This is a genomic window from Nocardioides sp. InS609-2 (assembly GCF_023208195.1).
Classification (GTDB): domain Bacteria; phylum Actinomycetota; class Actinomycetes; order Propionibacteriales; family Nocardioidaceae; genus Nocardioides.
This window is the reverse complement of sequence record NZ_CP060034.1, coordinates 4,164,044-4,181,433: the sequence shown is the minus strand read 5'-3', so window position 1 is coordinate 4,181,433 and position 17,390 is coordinate 4,164,044. Positions and strand designations below refer to the sequence as shown.

Genomic DNA, 17,390 nt, shown 5'->3' with positions numbered 1-17,390 from the left:
GCCGACCCCCGTGCCAGCATCCGCGACGATCGGATGGTCCGCACCAGCCGGCCCGGACCACCCACTGCTGTCCCGAGTGAGTTGAACGGGTTAGCCGAGCAGCCCCTTCATGGTCTCGATCTCTGCGGACTGCGAGGTGATGATGTCTTCGGCCAGGTCGATTGCGGGCTTGTACTGGCCGTCTTCGGTCTCGGACCTCGCCATCTGGACGGCACCTTCGTGGTGTTCGGTCATCATCTCCAACCACGCGGTCTGGAACTCGGCGTCGGGTGCGTCCTCGAGGTGGGTCATGTCATCGGCCGACATCATGCCGGGCATGTCGGAGTCCATGCCTTCCATCGAGTCACTCATTTCGCCCATGTCGTGGCCGGCGTTGGAGTGGTCGCGCATCGTCTCGGGGATCTCTTCGTCCCAGTCGGTGAGCCAATCGGTGAACGTTTCGATCTCGGGGGCCTGTGCGTCCCGGATCTGTTCGGCCAGTTGCTGCACCTCGGGGTCGAGGGGCCGGTCGAGGGTCAGATCGACCATCGAGAGGGCCTGGGCGTGGTGCTGGAGCATGTCGGTCGCGAATGCCACGTCGGCATCGTTGTGCTCGGTCGTGGAGACCTGCGGGGCGGTGTCGGTGTCGTCGGATCCGCAGGCGGTCACGGTGAGGGCGAGACCGAGGGTGAGCGCGCCGAGGGCGCGGGTGGTCCGGGTGTTGCGCATGAGAGTTCTCCTGTTGTCAGTGGGGTGCTGATGGAATTGCCGGGCGCCGCGCCCCGTGGTGGGGGCGGCGGGCTGCCTGTCAGCACCTGGTGACGGAGAACTCCCATTCCGGTGGTGGCCCGGCCCCGAGACGGGCCACGAACCACTGAGGCACCGTGGTCGGGGCGGCGGGTAGATGCGCCCACGTTCGTGGGATGCGACGCAGCCCGGCCAGCAGGAGAAGGAGTATTCCTGCTGCGGCGGCGAGCATGGCGACGCAGAGCATCACCATGTCACCCAGGCCGTGACCGGCACCTCCAGCCGGTGTGGCGGCAGCAGCGCCGGGCACGGATGTCGCTGCTTCGTCGGTGACGGCCATCTGCCCCGCGACATGCTCCGAGGCCTCGCCGGTCATGACGGCGTGGTCGGCGTTACTCATGACGCCGTGAGTGTTCAGTGCGTGCATCCCGACGATGCCCAGGACGATCGACACGACGACAGCACCCAGCAGGGCAGGCAGAACGTTGCCCACTGTGCTGATGGTCGGACGCATCGCGTTCACGACTTCATCGTACGGATGCGTGTAGGCACGCCCGGAATAGTCGAGACGCAGGACTGTTGCCGGCTGGTGGGATAGCGACCAGGTCCGCCAGCATGACGAGTGCCGCGTCGGCTAGGCGCGTCGCGGCCCAGCCGGCGGCCCAACCCGCCACCCACCCTGCTGCCCATCCCATTCCGGGCCCGGTATACGCAGCGCAGGCGACGCCGGTCGATGGGTGGCTCACGGTGTCAGCCGAGGTTCTGGGCGCGCAGTCGCAGGGCGTTGCTGATGACACTGACCGAGGACAGCGCCATGGCTGCGGCGGCGATGATCGGTGAGAGGAGGACCCCGAAGAACGGGTAGAGAACACCGGCTGCGATGGGGATGCCGGCCACGTTGTAGATGAACGCGAACACGAGGTTCTGCCGGATGTTCGACATGGTCGCGGCCGAGAGTTGCCGGGCCTTCACGATGCCGGTGAGATCGCCGTTGAGCAGCGTGATGCCAGCGGACTCCATCGCCACGTCGGTGCCGGACCCCATCGCTAGTCCGACGTCGGCGGCAGCCAGTGCGGGAGCGTCGTTCACACCGTCGCCTGCCATGGCTACGACTTTGCCTTCGGCGCGGAGCCTCTGGACGACATCGGCCTTGTGGTCGGGCAGGACTTCGGCTTCGACCTGGTCGATGCCAAGTGTGCGGGCGACGGCTTCGGCGGTGACGCGGTTGTCCCCGGTGAGCATGACGACCTCGATGCCATCGTCGCGCAGGGCCTTCACAGCCTCTGGGGTGGTGGACTTGACGGGGTCGGCGATGGCGAAGATGCCCGCCACCTGCCCATTGACTCCGATGAAGATGGCAGTCGCGCCGTCGCCACGAAGGCGGTCCGCCGCCGCGGTCAGCGGAGCTGGGTCCATGCCCTGGCTGGTGAGGAAGTCGGCGCTTCCCAACGTCACCGTGTGGCCGTCCACGACGCCGATGACTCCGCGGCCCACTGGGGAGTCGAAGTCGGCGACCGGGGGGATCGTCAGGTTCTTCTCCTGGGCAGCGGTGACGATGGCCTGGGCGAGGGGGTGCTCAGAGGCCCGTTCGACTCCGGCGGCCAGTCGCAGTAACTCGTCCGCCTCGAACGCCTGCCCGCTCGTGGCGGCGGGGACGATCTGGGTGACCGAGGGGCGGCCTTCGGTCAGCGTGCCGGTCTTGTCCACGACGAGTGTGGTGACCTTCTCCATCCGCTCGAGCGCCTCAGCGTTCTTGATCAAGACACCCATCCCGGCTCCACGGCCGACCCCGACCATGATCGAGACCGGCGTGGCGAGCCCGAGCGCACATGGGCAGGCGATGATCAGCACCGCGACGGCGACGATGAGGCCGTGCGCCAGCCGTGGGTCGGGCCCGACGAGTGCCCACACAATGAACGCGATCACGGCGATGCCGATGACCACCGGCACGAACACTCCGGCTACGCGGTCGGCCATCCCCTGGATAGGCGCCCGGGAGCGCTGAGCTTCAGCGACCATAGCGACGATACGGGCCAGCATCGTGTCGCGGCCGACCTTGTCGGCGACCATGACCAGGGAACCGGTCTGGTTGATGGTTCCGCCGATGACGGTGTCACCGGTCGTCTTGGTGACCGGCATCGACTCCCCGGTCACGAGAGACTCATCGAGTGAGGAACGTCCCTCTTCGACGATGCCGTCGACGGGGACCTTCTCGCCGGGCCGGACGCGCAGCCGCTCACCGAGCTGTACCTCATCGAGGGCGACCTCGGTCTCGGTGCCGTCAGCATTGACCCGACGGGCGGTCTTCGGGGTCAGGTCAAGCAGCGCCCGGATCGCACCCGAGGTCTGCTCGCGGGCCCGCAGTTCGAGGACCTGGCCGAGCAGGACGAGGACCGTGATGACGGCGGCGGCCTCGAAGTAGACGTCGACGGTGCCGGCGCTCATGCCATCGCTCTCACGGAACGAGTCGGGGAAGATGCCCGGGGCGACGGTGGCGATCACGGAGTAGAGCCAGGCCACGCCCGTGCCCATCGCGATCAGCGTGAACATGTTCAGGTTCCGCGTCCGAACCGACGCCCAGCCACGCACGAAGAAGGGCCACCCTGCCCACAGGACGACCGGGGTGGCGAGCACGGCCTGGACCCAGGTGGTTGCCGTGGGCGAGATGACCTCATGGATGCCGTCGAAGAGGTGGGTACCCATCTCGAGAACGAAGACCGGGACTGCCAGCACGAGACCAATCCAGAACCGGCGGGACATGTCGACCAGCTCCGCGTTGGGGCCCGCGTCGGCGGTGACCAGGACCGGCTCGAGGGCCATGCCGCAGATGGGGCACGAACCGGGTCCGGGCTGACGGATCTCGGGGTGCATCGGGCAGGTGTACTCGGCCACCTCCCCCTCCAGCGGAACCTCAGCAGACTCTCCGTGCGCGTGGTCGTCGCCGTGCCCCGTGTACTGCTGCGGGTCGGCAACGAACTTCGCCCGGCAGCCGGCCGAGCAGAAGTGGAATGTCTCGCCGTCATGCACAGCCGTATGTCCGCCCACCGCCGGGTCGACGTCCATGCCGCACACCGGGTCCTTCACGGTCAGCTGGCTGGGAGTGTCGCGCTGGCCTGGTTGACTGCTCATATCCTGACAATACCCCCTGGGGGTAAGTAGTCACAAGGTGGAGGCGCCCCCGCGAGGCCCATTCGTGATGTGCGCCCACATCATGACGAACATCATGAGCGGGCATAGGAGAAGCAGCAGGAACACCGAAGGCATCCCCGCCACACCGTACGCGTCACGCCAGCCACGATCATGATCCCGTACGCCGGGTACTTGCGCTTGTTCATGCCGACCTCTTTGCTGCACACGACGAGACCTTCCCGTCCTCCGCCACTCTGGCCGGGCAGCTGTCCCGTGAGCAGAGCACAAAGTCCCGCACCGCCCGGGACGTGGCCCAGCCTCTCAAGGCGCAGGGCCCTCCTCTCCGGGTCCTCGGTTAAGGTCTAGGCGTGTTCGAGTCCGTCGCGGCCAGGAATGTCCCCTGGTTGCGGCACGCCCTGTTGGGCGCCGTGTCGCTTGGGCTGAGCCTGATGTGTGCGATGTTCGTGTTCGGGAGCCCCACTGAGGCGCCCCCAGTGAACACGGAACCCATGTCAGTCGCGATCAACACGGTCGAGGGAGACCCCACGCCGGTCACTGCGGCGGCGCCCGCGCTGATGGAGGGCATGTGCGACGGGGTGTGCGCCTCCGACACAGAGACGGCGTGCTCGTTGGCCGCGGTGGCTCCACTGACCCTGCTTGGACTGCAGCTCACGCGCCGGCGCCGTTCCTTCGTTCTGCTGCCCAGGCCTACAGAAACCCTTCGGATACAACGGCTTCACCGAACGTGGCGAGGCTGGTTCCTGCTGTCCCCTGTGTCGTTGTGCACGTGGCGGGTGTGACAGGTCGCTCAGAGACTTTCTGAGCTCACCCCACCTGCGACCGAACGTCTCCGTTCGCGCGGCTGTCATGCCCGTTGGCGGTCGCAGCCGTCCTGACGGTCTTGGCCTTCGACGTCGGTATGGGGATTGATGCTGCTTCTGCACTTCAACGAGTACATGCCTCCGGCCAGGGAGAGCTCGTCCTGGTTTCCCATGCAGATCGGGATCGTTCTCGGACTCATCGCCGGCTACCCAGTCCTCGAGTGGCTCACCCGACGCCACGCGACCGTCTTCCTCGCTTGACATCCGATGAACAGGAACAGAATGACCATGTTGCGCCATACGACCGTAGCGACCATCCTCCTGGCCCTGATGGCCCTCTCCGCGTGCTCCGGGGATTCGCCCACACCTGGGGGATCCACTGAGGACCCCCTGGGTCACGTGCACGGAGTGGGGGTCGACCCCGGCGACGGCACGCTGTACGTCGCCTCTCACCTCGGAGTCTTCCGGGTCGCCGAGAACGGCACACGTGAGCGGATAGCGAACCGCTGGCAGGACACCATGGGGTTCGCCATCGTGGGGCCGGGCCACTTCCTCGGCAGCGGGCACCCCGACCTGAGCGAAGACTTGCCCTCCAGCCTGGGCCTCATCGAGTCGACCGACGGCGCAAAAACATGGGAGTCCCTGTCGTTGCAAGGCGACGCCGACTTCCATGCCATCGAAGCTGTTGGTGACCGCATCTACGCCTATGAAGCCCGCTCCGGAGCCCTGCTGGTGAGCGATGACAAGGTCACCTGGGACACGATCACGCAGCAACCCCTCTACGACCTCGCCGCCAACCCCGCTGAGGCCCACACCGTGTACGCGACTACCGATCGGGGTGTCCTGGTGGTCTCCAAGGATGGGAGCAATCCCGTGCCGGTCGTGGGTGCGCCTGTGTTGACGGGCATCGATTGGCAGCCCGGTGGGCCGTTCGTGGGCATTGCCCCCGACGGAACGGTCATGCTCAGCGACGACACGGAGGCGTGGCGTCCGGCCGGGCAACTCGACGGGCCGGCAGAAGCACTGGACGCGGTCGTCGGCCAATGGCATGCCGCCACCGAAAGCGGGGTGTACGAGTCCACGAACGATGGCGAGACCTGGCGGCTGGTGCTGGCAGGTGATCCCTCATGAGCCGACGCCCAGATGTCCAGCCCGCACCTTTGACCGCCCAGTGCCTCCGCGCCGCCTCGTGGCGCTGGCCGAAGGGAGCCCATCGTGCACGGGACAGAGTTGCCGGTGTAGCCGCCCCGACTACTCACCTTGACGTAAGCCGCTCGGGCCGGGTCACTGGCACCGCTGGGCGAGATCGGTGCGCTCGCGACCTCCGCGCCGCAACTCCGACGCATGGGTACCCCGGACCGCGAGGTCGACGAAGTCTTGAACCCGGCTTCGGCCAGGGACGCATCTGGCGAACCTGGGGCGATCCGAGACGCGGTGAATCATCAGCGCTTCTTCGGGAACATCACCACGACGAGCGCAACGCCAAAACCCGCCAAAATTGGGCCCATCGTCGCCCACGACCTTGAGGTTGCGCGACCGCTACCCCACCCGAGCCCCTGGATCGTCAACCACACGCCTACGGCAAGCAGCAGTGCAGCGAAGACCAGTCCGACCACTCTGCCTCGCATCACTCCAGCCCCGATTCGTGTTCATCTATCGTTGGCGGATTCGCCGAGACCCGGCATGCGTGCACGGTACGTCGTCGAGCCCACACGGCGTAGCCGACAGTCCCAACGACCCGATCGCAAGCACCAGCTGAATCGGCGCGAACCAGTTGAGTGCTCCGCTGACGCCGAGGCCAACGACTGCTGGCTCGGGATGGACATTCCGGGACTCCGGCGCGACGCTCAGCTAGTTGGGATCATGCTGGGATCGTTGCCAAGGCTGTGGGACTTAATCCCCGACTGCCGGGCCCCTCGAGGTTACGGCGCTCGCGTGGCGAGACGGCTCGGGAGGCGCGCGGATGTGACCCTTCGCCACCCCGGCTCCCCCGCCCGACTGCCGAGGGTCAGTAGGTCCTGGTATCGGTCCCGAGCAGGGCGACGATCGCCAAGACCTCCGTTGAGGATGGCATCGCCGTCGATCGCCCACGGTCAGGCTTCTGCGGGCATGACGGTCATGGTGTTGCAACGGAGAACACAGGCCACGTGAGTCCTACATTGTCGTTCGGTGAGGAGGATGTCCAAGACCTACCGGGGCCACAGCTGGCCGTTTACGCCCGGAGACCTGCCATGGTGACCGCGACGAGCCTATTTACTGCTGCGGCGGAGCGGAGGGTGCCTGCGGCGGTGAGCGCGTGCAGGCAGTATCGAGCGAGCTCGTCGGCGGAGACATCGTTTCGGATCGCATCGGTCTCGATCACCTCACCGAGCAAGTTCGAGAACAGTTGCTCGACCTGCCGTTCGGCCTCGACCACCTGCGCGCCTCGATGGAGCAGTGCCGACAGCTCGCGTGTGCCGTGTTGCTCGCGGTGGTGGCAGATCATCGCGTACGCGGAGAGAGCGGACTCAAGACGCTCCTTCGGTGCGCCTGGCCCTTCCGCGACCCCTTGGAGGCGTTCGAGGTGATCGGTGACGTGCTGGTGATGATGCGCCTCGAGGATCGCTTCTACGTTCGGGAAGTACTTGTACAGCGTGGCTCGGCCGATTCCAGTCGCCTGGGCGACGCTCGACATCGTCACCGCCAGCACCCCGTGGCCTTCCACGAGCTCCCATGTGGAGTCGAGGATCGCCTGGCGAACGTCGGCGCGGTGCGCGGCGATCGTCTGGTTCCAAAGTTTGGGCACGCCTAGATCATACACATCGTCTGCTTCTATGACACGGTGTCTTGTATCCGGACATCTTGTCTCGTACGGTGGCGGTCCACACGTTTGGAGCCATGAGGAGATCGAAATGACATCGGAGCACACGCCGCGGCACGAACGGCCGCGTTGGCTCGTCGTACTAGCCGTGGTGGCCGCGATCGCGCTGTTGGTCCTGGTCGTGGCGATGGTGCTGGGCGGCGGGAAGCACGGTCCGGGGCGTCACACTCAGGGAACCGGTGACCTCGGCCAGCTCGAAGGCCAACGGCGGTGACCCTGAGCCCTCCGGCCCGCAAGCTGGCACTGGCAATCCACCTGACCGTGTCGGTCGGATGGGTCGGTGCCGCCGTGGCCTACCTCGCACTCGCAATCGCCGCTGCGCGGAGCACGGATCCTGAGCTCATCCGTTCTGCGTGGGTCGGCATGGAGCTGATCGGGTGGTGGGTCCTGGTGCCGCTCGCAATTGCAACGGTGCTGACCGGCGTGGTGATGTCCCTCGGCAGCGCCTGGGGGTTGCTTCGGCACTACTGGGTTGTCCTCTCGTTGACGCTGACCCTGGCTGGGACGGCGGTCCTGGTCCTCCACATGCCGGACGTGAGCGACCTCCAGTCGCAGGCCTCTCGGGCGGACGCGGCCGGCCTCGAACAGCAGGGCAGCGACGTGTTCCATTCGGCGACCGGTTTGGTCTTGCTCCTCGTGATCCTCGCGCTCAACGTCTACAAGCCGCGAGGACTGACCCGCTACGGATGGCGCCGGCAGCGGGAACAGAGCACCCGCCGCGTGGAACACCTTGCCTAGACTCGTGGCAATGCCCCTGAGCCTCCGCACGTTTGCAGGCCACGACTATTCGGGTCCGATGGGCTGGTACTCGTCGGTGCGTTGATGGGCTTCTTCGCGACACGCAGGCCCTTCCGAGTCCGGGCCATGCACCCGACGTCGAGGCAGCTCCGAATCTGCGGGGCTCTGACAGAGCACCGGGCCGAACTCGGAACCACTGCTCGGCCTGTGCCTGGGGGCTTGCTGCGGCACTGGCGTGGTCGTTTGGCCCACGGCGCCGACCGCGGTGGCCGACGTCAGCGCCCTGCCGGTTCGAGCGGTGCCGACTTCGGCCGTGTAGGGACCTCGGCCGGGTCAGTACCAGTTGCTTGCGCCTTGAACCCTCGCAGTCGCAGGCTGTTGGAGACCACGAAGACCGAGGAGAACGCCATCGCGGCTCCGGCGAGCATCGGGTTGAGCAGCCCGGCGGCGGCCAGGGGTAGGGCGGCGACGTTGTAGGCGAACGCCCAGAACAGGTTGCCCCTGATGGTCGACAGGGTCCGGCGTGAAAGTCGGATCGCGTCGGCGGCCACGCGGAGGTCGCCGCGGACCAGGGTGAGGTCGCTGGCCTCGATGGCTACATCGGTGCCGGTGCCCATGGCCAGGCCGAGGTCGGCCTGGGCGAGGGCGGCAGCGTCGTTGACGCCGTCGCCGACCATGGCGACGACCTTGCCCTCTCCCTGCAGTCGTTTGACCACGTCCACCTTGTCGGCCGGGAGGACGTCGGCGATGACGGCGTCGGGCGCGATGCCGACCTCGTCGGCGACCGCACGTGCGACGGTGGCGTTGTCTCCGGTCAGCAGTATGGGGGTCAGCCCCAATGTCCGGAACCTCGTGATCGCCTCGGCAGAGGTGGGTTTCACCGCGTCGGCGACGACCACCACGCCGCGCGCCTTGCCGTCCCAGCCGACGGCGACGGCCGTACCGCCGGTGGCCTGTGCCTCGGTCAATGCCCGTGCGAGGTCGTCCGGTAGGTGTTGTGACCACTCTTCGAGGAGCCGTGGGCGTCCCACGAGGACGGCGTGGCTGGACTCACCGTCGACGACGACGCCCTGGACACCGAGACCATCGATGTTGGTGAAGTCCTCCACGGCTGGCAGCTGGCCGGTCCGCGCCCGGGCACCGTCGGCGACAGCGCGGGCGATGGGGTGCTCGGAGGCGTCTTCGATCGCACCGGCGAGCCGGAGCACCTCGTCGACGTCCTCGCCATGGCCGGCGACCACGTCACGAAGGGTCATCTGGCCGGTGGTGACGGTACCCGTCTTGTCGAGCACGATCGTGTCGACGCGACGGGTCGACTCGAGCACCTCTGGGCCCTTGATGAGGATGCCGAGCTGGGCGCCGCGGCCGGTGCCGACCATCAGCGCGGTCGGCGTGGCCAGGCCCAGGGCGCACGGGCAGGCGATGATCAGTACGGCGACGGTCGCCGTGAACGCTGCCGGCAGGCCTTCGCCGGCACCGATCCAGAACCCGAATGTGGCCGCTGCGAGGGCGATGACGATCGGCACGAAGATGCCGGAGATCCGGTCGGCGAGCCGCTGGACCTCTGCCTTGCCGTTCTGGGCGTCCTCGACAAGCCTGGCCATCTGCGCTAGCTGCGTGTCGGATCCGATCCGGGTCGCCCGGATGAGAAGACGTCCGCCGGCGTTGACCGTCGCGCCGACAACGGAGTCGCCGACAGCGACCTCAACCGGGACGGACTCCCCGGTGAGCATCGACGCGTCGACCGCAGAAGTGCCCTCCTCGATCACCCCGTCGGTCGCGATCTTCTCGCCGGGGCGCACCACGAACAGGTCGCCGGTCGCGAGCTGGTCCGTGGGGATGCGCGTCTCGACGCCGTCGCGCAGCACGGCGACCTCCTTGGCGCCGAGCTCGAGCAGCGCGCGCAGGGCCGCTCCGGCCTGGCGCTTGGAGCGGGCCTCGAAGTAGCGCCCGGCCAGGATGAACGTCGTCACCCCGGCGGCGGCCTCGAGGTAGATGTTGCCCGCGCCGTCGGTGCGCTGGACCGTGAGCTCGAACGGGTGCGTCATGCCGGGCGTGCCCGCCGTACCCCAGAAGAGCGCGTAGAGCGACCAGCCGAGCGCGGCCAGCGTGCCCATCGAGATCAGCGTGTCCATCGTCGACGTGCCGTGCCGGAGGTTGACCCAAGCCGCCTTGTGGAAGGGCCAGGCACCCCACACGACCACCGGGGCCGCGAGCGTGAGCGAGAGCCACTGCCAGTAGTCGAACTGGAGCGCGGGCACCATCGCCATGGCGATCACGGGCACCGTCAGCACGGCCGAGACCCGCAGGCGTTCCCGCAGCGAACGGGTCGGGTCGGCCGCGCCGGCACCCTCACCGGGTCCGGGCTCGTCGCGACCACGGGGAAGCGCGGCGTCGTAGCCCGCCGCCTGCACCGTGCTGACGAGGTCCTCGGGTGCCAGGCCCTCCGGGTAGGTGACCTTCGCCTTCTCCGTGGCGTAGTTCACGGTGGCCACCACGCCGTCGAGCTTGTTGAGCTTGCGCTCGATCCGGTTGGCGCAGGAGGCGCACGTCATCCCGCTGATCTCCAACTCGATCGCGCTGGTGGCGGGGGTGACTGGTTCGGTCACCGAACTCATGGTGTCCTCCTGTGCTCTGGAATGGGTCGTGGTGGGTCAGTGGTCGGCATGGCCGTCGTCGGCCGGCGCCTCGGTCGGGACGTCGACCGGCTCGTCGTTCGCGGCCGGGGTGGTTCCGGCAGTGTCGATGGCGAATGCGGCTGTTCGGACCACGCCGCGGTGCTTGAAGTCGAGGTAGAGCCGGTATCCGCCGGCGCTCGGGACCGTGGCGTAGAAGACGACGTCCGGCCCGGCCTCGGTGGCGCCGTCCCCGGGCGTGCCGTCGGGGTGGACATGCAGGTAGGCCAGATCGCCCTCACGCAGAGCGACCAGGTGCCCGTAGGCGTCGAGGTAGGGCTGCAGGTCAGTGACGGGACGACCGTCCTTGCTCACAGTGACCTTGAGCTTTGCGTCGGTGCCCGGTGCGAGCTCCCCGTCAAGGGTCACCTCGTAGCCGTCGACGCTCGCAGTTCGGGTCTCGACCGCCGGTGCCGCCGGCTGGTGGTCGCCGCTCACCTCGAGGTCGGCGCCCAGGGTGAGCGCCTCGGCCCCGGTCGCCTTGAAGTCGGCGAAGAGCCGCCAGGCACCCGGCGTGAGGTCGAGGTCGATCCCCCAGGTGCCATCGGGGGCGAGCTCCGGGTGGACGTGCTGGAACCCGGTGAAGTCGCGCCGTACGGCGATCAGGTGCAGCTGCTTGTCGTGCTCCACGTCGTACGCCGTAACGGGGGCCCCGTCCGGTCCGGTGATCGTGAAGGCCACGGCCACGTCCGACCCGGGCTCCGCCCGCGTCTTCTGCAGCTCCAGGGTGAAGCCGTCCTGCGAAACCATCAGTCCTCCTGGGATGTCAGCGGCGGGTGTCGTGCTGGACTGGTCGGGGTCGTGGCCTTCGGCGTGGCCACCGTCGTGAGCAGCCGGCTCGTCATTGGTCTCGAAGGGGCCGACGGCGTTGCCGACCCCGAGTGCGATGCCGAACGCTGCGGCGAGGGCGAGCAGGAACCCGAAGACCCGGACCGGCGTGCTCATGCGAGCTGGTATCCGGCCTCTTCGACGGCTGCCTTGACGGCTGCGTCGTCGAGAGTCTGGCTGCTGGTGACGGTCACGGCACCGGTGTCGAGGACGATGTCGACCTTCTCGACGCCGGGGATCTCCTGGACCTCCTCGGTGACCGAGGCGACGCAGTGGCCGCACGTCATGCCGGTGACGGCGTAGGTACGGGTCTCGCTCATGGTGATGGTTCCTCTCTCTGTGTGGATCTGGTCAGGACCGGACGAGCCGGGCGATGGCGTCGGAGGCTTCCTTGAGCTTGATCTCGGCCTCGGAGCCGCCTTCTCGGGCGGCATCGACCACGCAGTGGGCCATGTGCTCGTCGAGCAGGCCCAGGGCGACCGACTGCAACGCCTTCGTCATCGCCGAGACCTGCGTGAGGATGTCGATGCAGTACTGCTCCTCCTCGACCATCCGTTGCAGGCCACGCGCCTGACCCTCGATGCGGCGCAGCCGCTTGAGGTAGTCGTCCTTCGCGTGGATGTAGCCGTGCTGGTGGTGCGCGGCGGTCTCGTTGCTGCTCATCCCGGTTCCTCCTGTGTGTTCGGTGACTGGTGAGTTCAACGTACCCCCCTCCGGTATTTATTCCGAGTTTCTCTTGCTTGGGAATACTATACCCCCCTATGGTATTCATCAAGTCGTCTGGTCCGCACTTGCGGACCTGAGAACGGACAACCCGAAGGAGACTCACCATGTCCAGTCCCTCTGTGCCTCCCGCCTCACGGCGGTGGCTCGGGCTCGCGGCGATCGCCGCAGCCCAGTTCATGGTCATCATGGACACCTCGATCATCGGCGTGGCACTGCCGCAGATGCAGGCCGATCTCGGCTTCTCCCAGGAGAACCTGTCCTGGGTCTTCAACGCCTACGTCGTCGCGCTGGGAGGCCTGCTGCTGCTCGGGGGCAAGCTGGCCGACCTGTTCGGCGCTCGGCGGATGTTCAGTCTCGGCTGGGTCGTCCTGCTCGCCGGCTCCGCGATCGCTGGCGCAGCCGGCAACGTCGAGGTCGAGCTCATAGGTCGCGCCGTGCAAGGCGCGGGATCCGCGCTGATCGCACCCTCGGCCCTGACGCTGCTGATGATGCTGTTCGGGCACAACCCGCGCGAGCTGATGAAGGCGTTCGCCTTCTACGGCGCTGCGGCGCCAGCGGGAGGTACGGCCGGCGTGTTCCTCGGCGGCGTGATCACCGAGTACGCCTCCTGGCCCTGGGTGTTCTACATCAATATCCCGATCGCACTCGTGCTGCTCGCCGTGACACCGGCCCTGATGCCGCTCGGCGGAGCGGGATCTCGCTCCCGCGTCGACGTGGCAGGTGCGGCTGCGGTCACCGCAGGCCTCGGCGCAGCTGTCTACGCGACCGTCCGAGCCCCCGAAGTCGGTTGGGACGGCGCCCAGACGTGGCTCGTGCTGGGTGCCGCCGCCGTACTGCTGGCAGCGTTCGTCCTCCTCCAGGCCCGGCGCCAGCACCCGTTGGTCCCGTTGCGGATCTTCCGCACGCCCAACCTGGGTGCGGCCAACGTCGTACAGCTGCTGCTCGGTGCCGCCTGGATCCCGATGTGGTTCTTCCTGAACCTCTACCTCCAGCAGGTGCTCGGCTACTCAGCCTTCCCCAGCGGGGCCGCCCTGCTTCCGATGACACTGCTGATCATGATCGGCATGGTCGTCCTGGCACCGCGCGTGATGGCCAGGTACGGACCCAGGACCACCACCGTCTCGGGCCTGGTCATCCTCGCCGTGGGCATGGGCTGGCTGGCCCAAGTCAGTCCCGACGGTTCGTTCGCCGGCGACGTGCTGCCGGCGTCACTGGTGGCCGCGCTCGGCATGTCGCTGGCGTTCATCCCCTCCCTCGGTACGGCGATCTCGTCTGCGCGCCCCGAGGAGGGCGGCCTCGCATCAGGCATCGTCAACACCAGCTACCAGGTCGGCTCAGCCCTCGGTCTGGCTGTGATGACCGCGATCGCCGCAAGCCAGGGAGCTGATCGGATCAGCGACCCCACCGCTCTCACCAACGGCTTCTCCGCAGCCTTCATCGGAGCTGCCGTCATCGCCCTCCTGGGCGCAGCCGCCGCAGCCGCGTTCCTGCGCGGAGCTCCGCCCGCGGACCCGACTCACACCACCACTGCAGTCGACGCCAACGCCGCCTGAACGCCACAGCCCTCCGTGCCAGCCCGGCCCGGACCACCAGGAAAGGATCAACCACTCATGTGCACCACGAACACCACTCACACCGTCCAGGGCATGACCTGCACCAGCTGCGCGGGCAAGGTCACCGCGGCCGTCGCCGAGGTGGCAGGGGTCGAGAACACCGAAGTCGACCTCGCCAGCGGCACCCTGACCGTCACCGGGCAGGAGTACGACGACAACCAGGTCCGCGCCGCCATCACCGCGGCCGGCTACCGGGTCGCCTGACATCGGGATCGTTCCGGGCCGGTGCTCGGCACCGGCCCGGGACGGCCCCGTCGCTCGAGCCCACCCGTCGGCCGATACGGTCGGGGGGTATCACACAGGGAGAGGATCGACATGAATGCGCGTAACAGCATGGCCGCCAACGCCACGTTGCACTGCCTCACCGGCTGTGCGATCGGAGAGGTCGCCGGCCTGATGGTCGGCACGGCGCTGGAACTGTCCACCGGCGTCACCATCGCCCTGGCCGTCGGGCTCGCATTCCTGTTCGGCTACGCGCTCTCCACGCTGCCCCTCATCTCGGCGGGACTCGGCTTCTTCGCCGCGCTGAGCGTGGTGTTCGCGGCCGACACCCTCTCCATCGCGACCATGGAGATCGTCGACAACCTCGTCATGGCGATGATCCCCGGCGCCATGGACGCCGGGCTGGTCAACCCCATCTTCTGGATCGGGATGATGATCTCGCTCTCCGTCGCTTTCATCGCGGCCTTCCCGGTCAACCGCTACCTCATCGACAAGGGCAAGGGCCACGCCTTGACTCACCGGTATCACGAGGGCATGGACCACGCGGGCATGGACCACGAGGGCATGGACCACGAGGGCCACGCCGCCAGCGACGCCCACCACTGAGTTCCAGGAGGAAGTGCCGTGAACACCAACACTCTCGCCGCCGGCGTCATCGGGTTCCTGCTCGGTGGCCTGGTCGTCTCCATCGCCGCCGAGCTCGAGGACGACGGAGCACCTCCGCCTTCGCACGGCTCGAGCATGCGTCAGGGCGACTAGCCTTCACCAGATCGATGATCCAGCGTGTCGCTCGTGGTCCTAGCCGGAGCAAGCACCGGCGCGTCCGAACAGACGACGACACGCCTTCGACGAGACCCATGAGGTGGCCGTCGGTGTCCTGGAAGCGAGTCAACGCGCGCTGGCGGCCCCCGAGGTCGGTGGCGTGGACCTGCCCGTAGGTCGCCATCGCGGTGCGGGCCGTCCGCGGCTCAACTCCGATCCCCCGTCGGATGGCGGGCACTGGCGGCCGCCTCGAGCCGGGCCAGCCACGAGTCCACCTCGGAGCGACGAAGACGCAGCTCGCGGCCGAGGGTGAGAACTGGCTCGATGGTGTCTTGGGCGGCGATCGTGGTGTCCATGCCCACCAGTGCACGAGGTCGACCGAGACGTATCGAGAAGGTGCCATGCCGGCCCCTGACTCGCCGCGCGGCCACATGTGTCCAATAAATGTCCAAGGGCCATGTCTTCCTCCTCTTGCGAGGAGGCCGACATGGCCTTGGCTTGCTGATCTGGTGGAGCTGAGGGGACTCGAACCCCTGACCCTCTGCATGCCATGCAGATGCGCTACCAGCTGCGCCACAGCCCCAGATCGTCACCCGTTGGGCAACGCCGAGAATGGTAGCCAATGGCCCGATGGCTTGCGAAATCGGGGGGTCACACGGTGCGGTTGTAGGCGCCGAGTCGCAGTGCGGAGACCTCCGGGTGCTCCTCGAGCAGCACCCAGGCACAGTTGTCGAGGCCACGCAGCGAGTGGAACTGGTCGTCGGGCCAGTCGAGCATCGCGCCGGTCGCGACGCGGATGGCCGCCCCGTGCGAGACGGCCACGCCGGTCTCCCCCGGCCCCAGAGCGGCGAGGAGCTCGGTGAGTACGGCGTGCATGCGGATCCGGACCTCGCTGGTCGGCTCGGCGCCCGGAGCCGCGTCGTAGTGGCCGCGACGGAAACGCTCGAACTCCTCGGGTGCCAGCGCCGCGTACTCATCATGCGTGATGCCCTCGCGCTCGCCCAGGGAGAACTCGCGCAGGCGCTCGTCGTACGTCGGGTCCAGGCCGGCGGCCTTGCCCACCGTCAGCGCGGTGTCACGAGCTCGCACCAGGTCAGACGACCAGAGCAACGTCGGCTCGAGCGTGGCCAGGACCGTCGCCACGGCATCTGCCTGGGCTCGTCCGCTGTCGTCGAGCTCGGCATCCAGCTGTCCCTGGACACGACGGGCGTGGTTCCACGCGGTGCGGCCGTGCCGAAGCAGGACGAGGCGCCGGCTCACCGCTCGTTGGAGGTGACGTCGGCAGGCAGCTTGATGCTTGGGCAGTCGCGCCAGAGCCGCTCGAGGGCGTAGAACTGCCGCTCCTCCTCGTGCTGCACGTGTACGACGACGTCGCCGTAGTCGATGAGCACCCAGCGTCCGTCGCGCTCGCCCTCGCGGCGGATCGGCTTGGCGCCGATCTCGCGGAGCTTGTCCTCGATCTCGTCGACGATGGCCTTGACCTGCCGGTCGTTGGTGGCCGAGGCCAGCACGAAGGCGTCGGTGATCGCGAGCTGTTCGCTCACGTCGAAGGCGATGATCTTGGTCGCGAGCTTTTCGGACGCCGCGCGGGCGGCGGCGTGGACGAGCTCGATGGCGTGGTCGGTGGCGGTCATGCAGGCGGGTCTCCTGGGACGTTCTGGGGAGCCGGGTCGGGCCCGGGATAGAGGTGGTGCTTGGCGATGTACTGGACCACCCCGTCGGGGACGAGGTACCACACGGGCTCGCCGCGTTCCTTGCGCTTGCGGCAGTCGGTGGAAGAGATGGCGAGGGCGGGAATCTCGACCATCGTGACCCGGTCGGACGGGATGGCGTCGAGCGTCTTCGCGTCCATCTCGTAGCCGGGGCGGGTGCAGCCGACGAACTGGGCGAGCTCGAACATGTCGTCGGCGTCACGCCAGGTGAAGATGTCGGCCAGCGCGTCGGCGCCGGTGATGAAGTAGAGCTCGGCGTCGGGCATCTGCTCGCGCAGGTCGCGCAGCGTGTCGATCGTGTACGTCGGCCCGTCGCGGTCGATGTCGACGCGCGAGACCCGGAAGCGCGGGTTGGCGGCCGTCGCGATGACCGTCATCAGGTAGCGGTGCTCCGGCGGCGACACCGAGCGGTCGGACTTCTGCCACGGCGCTCCGGTGGGCACGAAGACGACCTCGTCGAGGCCGAACCACGCCTGCACCTCGGACGCGGCCACGAGGTGGCCGTGGTGGATCGGGTCGAACGTGCCACCCATCACCCCGACGCGGCGGGCTCGGGACGGAGTCTGGGTTGCCGGCAC

General features: G+C 67.8%; 20 protein-coding genes and 1 tRNA gene. 8 read left to right on the top strand and 13 right to left on the bottom strand.

Annotated elements, in window-relative coordinates; genetic code table 11:
- Window positions 1–90: 90 nt before the first annotated feature.
- The 3 genes from H4Q84_RS21455 to H4Q84_RS21445 all read right to left on the bottom strand — a co-directional run bounded on the left by H4Q84_RS21455 (window position 91) and on the right by H4Q84_RS21445 (window position 3,855).
- Entirely contained in the window at window positions 91–708 is a 618-nt protein-coding gene (locus H4Q84_RS21455; protein WP_248581095.1) for a DUF305 domain-containing protein, read from the bottom strand.
- A 79-nt stretch (window positions 709–787) separates the two neighbouring features.
- Window positions 788–1,249 carry a hypothetical protein gene (locus H4Q84_RS21450; protein ID WP_248581094.1) on the bottom strand — a complete coding sequence of 154 codons (462 nt, stop codon included), beginning with the start codon at window positions 1,247–1,249 and terminating at the stop codon, window positions 788–790.
- Window positions 1,250–1,476: 227 nt separating this feature from the next.
- The gene (locus tag H4Q84_RS21445; protein ID WP_282580287.1) at window positions 1,477–3,855 is read right to left on the bottom strand and encodes a heavy metal translocating P-type ATPase; all 2,379 of its coding nucleotides are present in this window, start codon (window positions 3,853–3,855) and stop codon (window positions 1,477–1,479) included.
- Window positions 3,856–4,784: 929 nt separating this feature from the next.
- Between H4Q84_RS21445 and H4Q84_RS21440 the strand changes: the two genes are divergently transcribed.
- Together H4Q84_RS21440 and H4Q84_RS21435 are read left to right on the top strand one after the other, a co-directional pair.
- Entirely contained in the window at window positions 4,785–4,937 is a 153-nt protein-coding gene (locus tag H4Q84_RS21440) for a hypothetical protein (protein ID WP_248581093.1), read from the top strand.
- Between the two features lie 6 nt (window positions 4,938–4,943).
- Window positions 4,944–5,807 carry a F510_1955 family glycosylhydrolase gene (locus H4Q84_RS21435; protein WP_349238385.1) on the top strand — a complete coding sequence of 288 codons (864 nt, stop codon included), beginning with the start codon at window positions 4,944–4,946 and terminating at the stop codon, window positions 5,805–5,807.
- 1,081 nt (window positions 5,808–6,888) lie between these two features.
- On the opposite strand, the gene H4Q84_RS21430 is transcribed toward H4Q84_RS21435, so the two are convergent.
- Window positions 6,889–7,461, bottom strand: coding sequence for a TetR/AcrR family transcriptional regulator (locus tag H4Q84_RS21430; RefSeq protein WP_248581091.1), 573 nt, complete (start codon window positions 7,459–7,461; stop codon window positions 6,889–6,891).
- Between the two features lie 106 nt (window positions 7,462–7,567).
- Between H4Q84_RS21430 and H4Q84_RS21425 the strand changes: the two genes are divergently transcribed.
- Both H4Q84_RS21425 and H4Q84_RS21420 read left to right on the top strand, forming a co-directional pair.
- Window positions 7,568–7,750 carry a hypothetical protein gene (locus tag H4Q84_RS21425; protein ID WP_248581090.1) on the top strand — a complete coding sequence of 61 codons (183 nt, stop codon included), beginning with the start codon at window positions 7,568–7,570 and terminating at the stop codon, window positions 7,748–7,750.
- Window positions 7,747–8,274: a DUF2269 domain-containing protein gene (locus H4Q84_RS21420; RefSeq protein WP_248581089.1), complete on the top strand. Its 528-nt coding sequence runs from the start codon at window positions 7,747–7,749 to the stop codon at window positions 8,272–8,274. The genes H4Q84_RS21425 and H4Q84_RS21420 overlap by 4 nt, the downstream gene beginning before the upstream one ends.
- 275 nt (window positions 8,275–8,549) lie before the next feature.
- Here H4Q84_RS21420 and H4Q84_RS21415 read toward each other — a convergent pair whose 3' ends face one another.
- The 4 genes from H4Q84_RS21415 to H4Q84_RS21400 are packed head-to-tail and all read right to left on the bottom strand — an operon-like array spanning window position 8,550 to window position 12,440.
- Entirely contained in the window at window positions 8,550–10,892 is a 2,343-nt protein-coding gene (locus H4Q84_RS21415) for a heavy metal translocating P-type ATPase (RefSeq protein WP_248581088.1), read from the bottom strand.
- 36 nt (window positions 10,893–10,928) lie between these two features.
- The gene (locus H4Q84_RS21410; RefSeq protein ID WP_248581087.1) at window positions 10,929–11,894 is read right to left on the bottom strand and encodes a hypothetical protein; all 966 of its coding nucleotides are present in this window, start codon (window positions 11,892–11,894) and stop codon (window positions 10,929–10,931) included.
- On the bottom strand, window positions 11,891–12,097 hold the full coding sequence (locus tag H4Q84_RS21405) for a cation transporter (protein ID WP_248581086.1): 207 nt from the start codon (window positions 12,095–12,097) through the stop codon (window positions 11,891–11,893). Before H4Q84_RS21405 ends, H4Q84_RS21410 begins: the two co-directional genes overlap by 4 nt.
- Window positions 12,098–12,128: 31 nt before the next feature.
- Window positions 12,129–12,440, bottom strand: coding sequence for a metal-sensitive transcriptional regulator (locus tag H4Q84_RS21400; protein ID WP_248581085.1), 312 nt, complete (start codon window positions 12,438–12,440; stop codon window positions 12,129–12,131).
- A 167-nt stretch (window positions 12,441–12,607) separates the two neighbouring features.
- On the opposite strand from H4Q84_RS21400, the gene H4Q84_RS21395 reads away from it, so the two are divergent.
- The 4 genes from H4Q84_RS21395 (at window position 12,608) to H4Q84_RS23270 (ending at window position 15,097) form a co-directional block, all read left to right on the top strand.
- Window positions 12,608–14,056 carry an MFS transporter gene (locus tag H4Q84_RS21395; protein WP_248581084.1) on the top strand — a complete coding sequence of 483 codons (1,449 nt, stop codon included), beginning with the start codon at window positions 12,608–12,610 and terminating at the stop codon, window positions 14,054–14,056.
- A gap of 57 nt (window positions 14,057–14,113) precedes the next feature.
- Entirely contained in the window at window positions 14,114–14,320 is a 207-nt protein-coding gene (locus H4Q84_RS21390) for a heavy metal-associated domain-containing protein (protein ID WP_248581083.1), read from the top strand.
- A gap of 111 nt (window positions 14,321–14,431) precedes the next feature.
- Window positions 14,432–14,944, top strand: a complete 513-nt coding sequence (locus tag H4Q84_RS21385; RefSeq protein ID WP_248581082.1) for a DUF4396 domain-containing protein — start codon at window positions 14,432–14,434, stop codon at window positions 14,942–14,944.
- An 18-nt stretch (window positions 14,945–14,962) separates the two neighbouring features.
- Window positions 14,963–15,097 carry a hypothetical protein gene (locus H4Q84_RS23270; protein WP_282580286.1) on the top strand — a complete coding sequence of 45 codons (135 nt, stop codon included), beginning with the start codon at window positions 14,963–14,965 and terminating at the stop codon, window positions 15,095–15,097.
- A gap of 209 nt (window positions 15,098–15,306) precedes the next feature.
- Here the strand turns inward: H4Q84_RS23270 and H4Q84_RS21380 are convergent, their stop codons facing one another.
- From H4Q84_RS21380 to nadD, 5 genes are all read right to left on the bottom strand, one after another.
- A complete protein-coding gene (locus tag H4Q84_RS21380; protein WP_248581081.1) occupies window positions 15,307–15,456 on the bottom strand; it encodes a hypothetical protein in 150 nt (49 codons plus the stop codon).
- Window positions 15,457–15,607: 151 nt separating this feature from the next.
- Window positions 15,608–15,683: transfer RNA gene (locus H4Q84_RS21375), tRNA-Ala, on the bottom strand.
- Window positions 15,684–15,751: 68 nt separating this feature from the next.
- The gene (locus H4Q84_RS21370; RefSeq protein WP_248581080.1) at window positions 15,752–16,360 is read right to left on the bottom strand and encodes a histidine phosphatase family protein; all 609 of its coding nucleotides are present in this window, start codon (window positions 16,358–16,360) and stop codon (window positions 15,752–15,754) included.
- Window positions 16,357–16,734 (bottom strand): ribosome silencing factor, encoded by a 378-nt coding sequence (gene rsfS / locus H4Q84_RS21365; protein ID WP_248581079.1) that lies wholly within the window; start codon window positions 16,732–16,734, stop codon window positions 16,357–16,359. The genes H4Q84_RS21370 and rsfS overlap by 4 nt, the downstream gene beginning before the upstream one ends.
- On the bottom strand, window positions 16,731–17,390 hold the full coding sequence (gene nadD / locus H4Q84_RS21360; protein WP_282580285.1) for a nicotinate-nucleotide adenylyltransferase: 660 nt from the start codon (window positions 17,388–17,390) through the stop codon (window positions 16,731–16,733). Before nadD ends, rsfS begins: the two co-directional genes overlap by 4 nt.